The organism is Paraburkholderia silviterrae (assembly GCF_004353915.1).
GTDB lineage: Bacteria > Pseudomonadota > Gammaproteobacteria > Burkholderiales > Burkholderiaceae > Paraburkholderia > Paraburkholderia silviterrae.
The window spans coordinates 168,264-174,326 of the sequence record NZ_SMRP01000013.1; the positions used below are offsets into that span (position 1 = coordinate 168,264).

At 65.5% G+C, this 6,063-nt stretch carries 4 protein-coding genes; 3 read left to right on the forward strand and 1 reads right to left on the reverse strand.

The window, feature by feature from the left end; all coding sequences use genetic code 11:
- Positions 1–55 precede the first annotated feature (55 nt).
- Both tkt and EYW47_RS24175 read left to right on the forward strand, forming a co-directional pair.
- Positions 56–2,044 carry a transketolase gene (gene tkt, locus EYW47_RS24170; protein ID WP_133197360.1) on the forward strand — a complete coding sequence of 663 codons (1,989 nt, stop codon included), beginning with the start codon at positions 56–58 and terminating at the stop codon, positions 2,042–2,044.
- Positions 2,045–2,083: 39 nt separating this feature from the next.
- Positions 2,084–3,040 carry a D-2-hydroxyacid dehydrogenase gene (locus EYW47_RS24175; protein ID WP_133197361.1) on the forward strand — a complete coding sequence of 319 codons (957 nt, stop codon included), beginning with the start codon at positions 2,084–2,086 and terminating at the stop codon, positions 3,038–3,040.
- A 77-nt stretch (positions 3,041–3,117) separates the two neighbouring features.
- Here the strand turns inward: EYW47_RS24175 and mdtD are convergent, their stop codons facing one another.
- Entirely contained in the window at positions 3,118–4,503 is a 1,386-nt protein-coding gene (gene mdtD / locus EYW47_RS24180; protein ID WP_133197362.1) for a multidrug transporter subunit MdtD, read from the reverse strand.
- A 161-nt stretch (positions 4,504–4,664) separates the two neighbouring features.
- Here mdtD and EYW47_RS24185 point away from each other — a divergent pair, with 161 nt between their 5' ends.
- Positions 4,665–5,525 carry a LysR family transcriptional regulator gene (locus tag EYW47_RS24185; protein WP_133197363.1) on the forward strand — a complete coding sequence of 287 codons (861 nt, stop codon included), beginning with the start codon at positions 4,665–4,667 and terminating at the stop codon, positions 5,523–5,525.
- Positions 5,526–6,063 lie beyond the last annotated feature (538 nt).

Sequence of the window (6,063 nt, forward strand, 5' to 3'; positions counted from 1 at the left end):
CTTTTCAATTCAAACGATAGCCGCCGCCCGAAGGGCGCCGCGGCAAGGAGAAGTCATGTCCGCACTCACGCCGTTGCACGCCACGCGGCCGCTTGCCAATGCGATCCGCTTTCTTGCTATCGATGCCATCGTGCGCGCCGGCGAGGGCCATCAGGGCGTCCCGCTCGGCATGGCGGAGATCGCCACTGCGCTCTTCACGCAGCATCTGAAGTTCAATCCCGCCGACCCGCAATGGCCCGACCGCGACCGCTTCGTGCTCTCGAACGGCCACGGCTCGATGCTGCTCTATGCGCTGCTGCATCTGAGCGGGTATGCGCAGTTCGGCATCGACGAGATCAAGTCCTTCCGCGCGATGGGCTCGCGCTGCGAGGGCCACCCCGAATTCGACCCGGCGGCGGGCATCGAAGTGACGACGGGGCCGCTCGGCCAGGGGATCGCGAACGCGTTCGGCATGGCTGTCGCGGAGGCGTATCTGAACGCGAGATTCGGCGACGGCATCGTGAACCACTACACGTATGCGTTCGTGGGAGACGGCTGCCTGCAGGAGGGCGTGGGGCAAGAGATGATTTCGCTGGCGGGCCATTTGCAGCTCGGCAAGCTGATCCTCTGCTGGGACGACAACCGCATCACCGACGACGGCAGCACGTCGCTCTCGATCAGCGAAGACGTGAGCGCGCGGTTTCGCGTCGCCGGCTGGCATGTGATTGAAGTCGACGGACACGATCTCGACGCCTTGTCGGCGGCGCTCGCCGAAGCAAAGCGCGATGCGCGCCCTTCGATGCTCGCATGCCGCACCGTGATCGCGCGCGGTATTGCGCGCCTGCAAGGGCAGCGCGGCGGCCACAGCGGCAAGCTGTTCGAAGCCGATGCCGACGCGGCGCGCACGGAGCTGGGCTGGGCGCATGCGCCGTTCGAGATTCCGCACGACGTGCTCGAAGCCTGGCGCGCCGCGGGACGGCGCAGCGAAGGCGAATATCTCGCGTGGCGCGAGCGGCTGGCCGCATTGCCCGACGATGCGCGCGCCGAATTCGAGCGCATTCAGGCGGGCCGCTTGCCCGAGGGCTGGCAACGCGTGCTCGAAGACTACAAGCGGCAAAGCATCGAACGCGGCGAGGGCGAGGCGGGCATCCTGATCTCCGCCGAGATCAACGACCGGCTCGCGCAATTGCCTGAGCGCATGGTTGCCTGCGCCGACCTCGAGGCGCCCACGAGCCACAAGCGCAGCCTGCACGCATTTACCGCCGGGGACCGCAGCGGCGCCTATGTGCATTGCGGCGTGCGCGAGCACTTGATGGGCGCCATGGCGAACGGCATGGCCGCGCACGGCGGCGTGATCCCGCTGGCGGTCACCTACCTCGCATTTTTGGACTACGAACGGCCCGCGATGCGCATGGCCGCGCTCATGGGGCTGCCCGTGAAGTTCGTGTTCAGCCACGATTCGATTGGCGTGGGCAGGAACGGGCCGACGCATCAGCCCGTCGAGATCCTCGCCTCGCTGCGCGCGATGCCGAACATGCGGGTGTTCCGGCCCGCCGATGCCGTGGAGGCCGCCGAATGCTGGGCGCTCGCCTACGAGCACCGCAGCGGCCCGAGCACGATGGTATTCGCGCGGCAGAACCTGCCGCTCGTGCGCACGCGCCACAGCGCGGAGAACCGCTGCGCGCGCGGCGGCTACGTGCTCGCGCAGGCCGAGGGCGGCAAGCGCCTCGTCACGCTGCTGGCAACGGGCTCGGAGGTCGCGCTGGCGCTCACGGCGCGCGAGCGCTTGCAGCGCGAAGGCATTCCCACGGCTGTTGTCTCGCTGCCGTGCTGGGAAGTGTTCGACGAACAGGACCCCGCGTATCGCCAGGAGGTGCTTGGCACGGACACGGTGCGCGTGGGCGTAGAGGCCGCCGTGCGCTTTGGCTGGGACCGCTACCTGGGCGAACGCGGCGCTTTCGTGGGCATGGCGGGGTTCGGCGCATCAGGGCCTGCCGAGGACTTGTACCAACACTTCGGCATCACGCCCGAGCATATCGTCGCTGAAGCCAGGCGTCGCCTTTAAGCCGTTTCACTCAACTCAACACCATCGACAGGAATCAGCATGGAGAAGATCGTCTTTCTCGACCGCGCGACGCTCGCGCCGCAAATCCGGCTTTCGCGCCCGCTATTCGAACATGAATTCATCGAGTACGACCATACTTCGGCCGACCAGGTCGCCGCGCGCCTTGCCGGCGCCACCATCGCCATCACCAACAAGGTGCCGCTCACGGCGGAGGTGCTTGCACAATTGCCTGCGTTGAAGTTCGTCGCCGTGGCGGCGACCGGCACCGACTGCATCGACAAGGCGGCCTGCGAGCGGCATGGCATTCGCGTGTCGAATATCCGCGGTTACGCGGTCAACACGGTGCCCGAGCATACCTTTGCCTTGATGCTGGCGCTGCGGCGCAATCTGGTTGCCTACCGCGACGACGTGCTCAACGGCGAATGGCAAAAATCCGGCCAGTTCTGCTTCTTCAACCACCCGATCCACGATCTGGGCGGCATGACGCTGGGCATTATTGGCGAAGGCGTGCTGGGGCAACGCGTGGCCGAGATCGCGAAAGCGTTCGGCATGCGTGTGTTATTCGCGGCGCACAAGGGCCGCGAGGGTCTCGGGCCGCTCTACACGCCGTGGGACGAGATGCTGGCGACGAGCGACGTGATCACGATACACAGCCCGCTGACGCCGCAGACGCGCGGCATGCTTTCGACGCCCGAGTTTCGCGCGATGAAGCGCAAGCCGCTCATCATCAATACGGCGAGGGGTGGGCTCGTCGATGAGGACGCGCTCGTGCGCGCGCTCGACGAAGGGCTCATCGGCGGTATAGGGTTCGACGTGCTTTCGAGCGAGCCGCCCACCGACGACAATCCGTTGATGAGGATTGCGAAGCGGCCGAATGTGATCGTGACGCCGCACGTGGCATGGGCCTCCGACGAGGCACAGCAAAGCCTCGCGGATCAGCTGATGGACAACATTCACCGCTTCGTATGCGCGGAGCCCGCAAACCTGGTGGTGTGAGTGGCAGCAGCCATGGCGGCAGATAAAGTGTCATAAGCGGGCGGCGTCTGGCGTCTCGTCGCCCGCTTGCGCCCCAGTCAGACGGAAGAGACAGCGCCGCGCCGCACGGTGGGCGCCTCGTCGATGCGGCGGAAAATCAAGGCGGACGCGAGCGTGATGAGGCCCACGCAAACAAAGCTCATCCGGAACCCGAGGGTGGCGGATCCCCACTGATGCGCGAAGACGCTGACCAGCGCACCGCCGATCGACACGCCCAGGCCCATCGCCAGCATCTGCACCATCGAAAAGAGACTGTTGCCGCTGCCCGCATCCTCGTGCGAGAGACCCTTGAGCGTGACGCTGTTCATGGCCGCGAACTGCATCGAGTTGGCCGCGCCGAAGATGGCCAGCACCGCGATACCGACAAGCACGGGCGTGCCGCGCGAGATCAGTGCGAAGGCAACGATCGAGCCGCCCACGATCAGCGTGTTCACGAGCAGGAACGTGTCGTAGCCGTAGCGGCGGATCAACGGCGCGATCCAGCGCTTGGCGAGCGCGCCGGCGAGCGCTGCGGGCATCATCATGAGGCCCGAGCGCAGCGGTGAATAGCCGAGCTCGAGTTGCAGCAGCAGCGGCACGAGAAACGGCACCGCGCTCGAACCGACCCGGCACACGAGATTGCCGATCAGCCCCACGCTGAAATTCGGCTCGCGGAAAAGCGCAAGCCTGAAAAGCGGATCGGGGCGGCGACGCGCATACGGAATATAAAGGAGTGCAGCGCAGAGCCCGAGCACGAACAGCGCGCTCGCCCATGCGGCGCGATGCGACTGCGCCGGCACGTCGACCGCGAGCGAAAACGCGATCATGGACAAGGACACCAGTGCGCAGCCCGGCAAATCGAAGCGTGGCGCGGCGGCGCTCGCGTTGCCGGGCAGATAGCGATGGACCGCGAACATCCCGGCGAGGCCGATCGGCACGTTGATGAGGAAAATCCAGTGCCAGGAAACCGCTTCGACGAACCAGCCCCCGAGCGTCGGGCCGACGATCGGCCCGGCTTGCCCGGCGACTGAAATCATGGCAAGCGCGGCGACGTATTGCTCCGCGCTCACGGCGCGCAGCACGGCGAGGCGGCCTATCGGCATCAGCATCGACCCGCCTATACCCTGAAGCACCCGCGCGACGATCAGCTGTCCCAGTGTGTGTGCGCCCGCGCAGCACAGCGAGCCCAGCACGAAGATCAGGATCGCGGTGAAGTAGACGTGGCGCGTGCCAAAGCGGTCGGCGAGCCAGCCGGAGGCGGGCGTCAGCGTGGCCATCGTCAGCGTATAGGCGACGATGACCGGCTGCATCACGAGGGGCTTGACCCCGAGGCTGTGGGCCATGGACGGCAGCGCGGTGTTGACGATCGTCGTATCCAGCGCCTGCATGAAGAAGCCGGCTGCAGCGATCCAAAGCAGCGCGGTGTGACTCGAATTCTGTTTCATTGCGGTTTTGTGCGTCCCGCGCCCTTGCGGCCCAACCCACACCGAAGAGCGCCGATGCTGCCCGACTCGGTTACCATGACGCCATGATATCGGTACCATCGCCGATCGGGAATCGCACTGCAGGCGTTGACTGTTATCGGCATTGCCGATAACAATGCGTCATGCTCAATCCAGTCTGGCTCAAAAGCTTCGCGACGGTCGCGGCCTGCCACAGTTTCACCGAGGCGGCGCGCCAGCTCGGCCTCACGCAATCGAGTGTGAGCGAGCATATCCGGCGCCTCGAACAGGAGGTCGGCCGGCGCCTGTTCGTACGCGACACGCATTCGCTCGCGATCACCGCCGACGGCGAGGCCATGCTCGCGCACGCGGGCGCGATCCTGCAGGCCATCAACCGCGCCGAGTCGCAGTTCCGCGCGCCGCGCCTTAAAGGGCGCGTGCGGCTCGGTTCATCCGACGACGTTGCCCTCGGCCCGCTGCCGGCCGTGCTCACGGCGTTCCGCAACGCGCATCCCGATGTGGAGCTCGAAATCACGATTGGTATGACCGGGCACCTCTACGAGCTGCTGGACGAGGGCGCCATCGACCTGATGATCGGCAAGCGACGGCTTGGCGACAGGCGCGGCGTGGCGCTTTTCACGGGGCGGCTGGAGTGGCTCGCGCGCACGGGCACGATGGTCGATCTCGGGCAGCCGCTGCCGCTGATACTCGTGGCCGAGCCGAGTGTCACGCGCGCGGTTGTGCTTGATGCACTTGCCCAGACGGATTTTCGGTGGCAGATCGTGTGTACGAGTAGCAGCCATGCTGGCTGTGTGGCGGCGGCGCGTGGCGGGTTTGGGATCACGGTGCGGCCGCAATATCTCGCTGCGCGTGGGCTTGCGCCGCCGGTTAATGTGGCGAGCTTGCCTGTGCTGCCTGATGTGGAGTTCATTGCGCTCGCGGCGAAGCGGCTCAGCCGACCCGCGCAAACGCTGTTGCAACTGCTGCATGAGAGCGACCTGCGTGGGTCTTGGATTGGGGAGTAGGTTTTTTTCCATTTACATGGGGGTGTTGGCATTTCCTTGTTTTCATGTCGGTATATTTGTGTTGCCCCTGTGCGGGGCGGCACCTACTTTTCTTTGCAGCGGCAAAGAAAAGTAGGCAAAAGAAAGCCGCTCAAACCGCCAGTGTGACGCAGTACACCACTCGACTTAGATCGGAGCGGCTCCGGGGCGTCTGTCGCCACGCGTCGTCACACGGAGTGACTAAGGGCTCATCCATCCGGCGGCGCTGCGCGCGCCGTGGGGCATAGCCCAAACCAGTGGGGCGCACGCGTTTTCGTAGGACTCCAGTGTATTTTCTCGGCAGTACTACCGCGCATTCGCCGGGCAGCACGTCTGGTTTTCCTTGCAGGCCCTTCCGCCCGCGCGTAGCGCGTGGCGGGAAGGATGAGCCCTTTGTCACTAACGCGGAGTGTGCGAGGTGACGGATGCTCCGGAGCCGCTCCGATATAAGTCGAGTGGTGGACTGCGTCACACTGGCGGTGTGAGCCGCTTTCTTTTGCCTACTTTTCTTTGCGGCTGC

What these genes read in the sequence shown, in the direction of transcription:
- tkt (WP_133197360.1), top strand. Translation starts at nt 56, where the DNA reads ATGTCCGCACTCACGCCGTTGCACGCCACGCGGCCGCTTGCCAATGCG.
- EYW47_RS24175 (WP_133197361.1), top strand. Translation starts at nt 2,084, where the DNA reads ATGGAGAAGATCGTCTTTCTCGACCGCGCGACGCTCGCGCCGCAAATC.
- mdtD (WP_133197362.1), bottom strand. Translation starts at nt 4,503, where the DNA reads ATGAAACAGAATTCGAGTCACACCGCGCTGCTTTGGATCGCTGCAGCC.
- EYW47_RS24185 (WP_133197363.1), top strand. Translation starts at nt 4,665, where the DNA reads ATGCTCAATCCAGTCTGGCTCAAAAGCTTCGCGACGGTCGCGGCCTGC.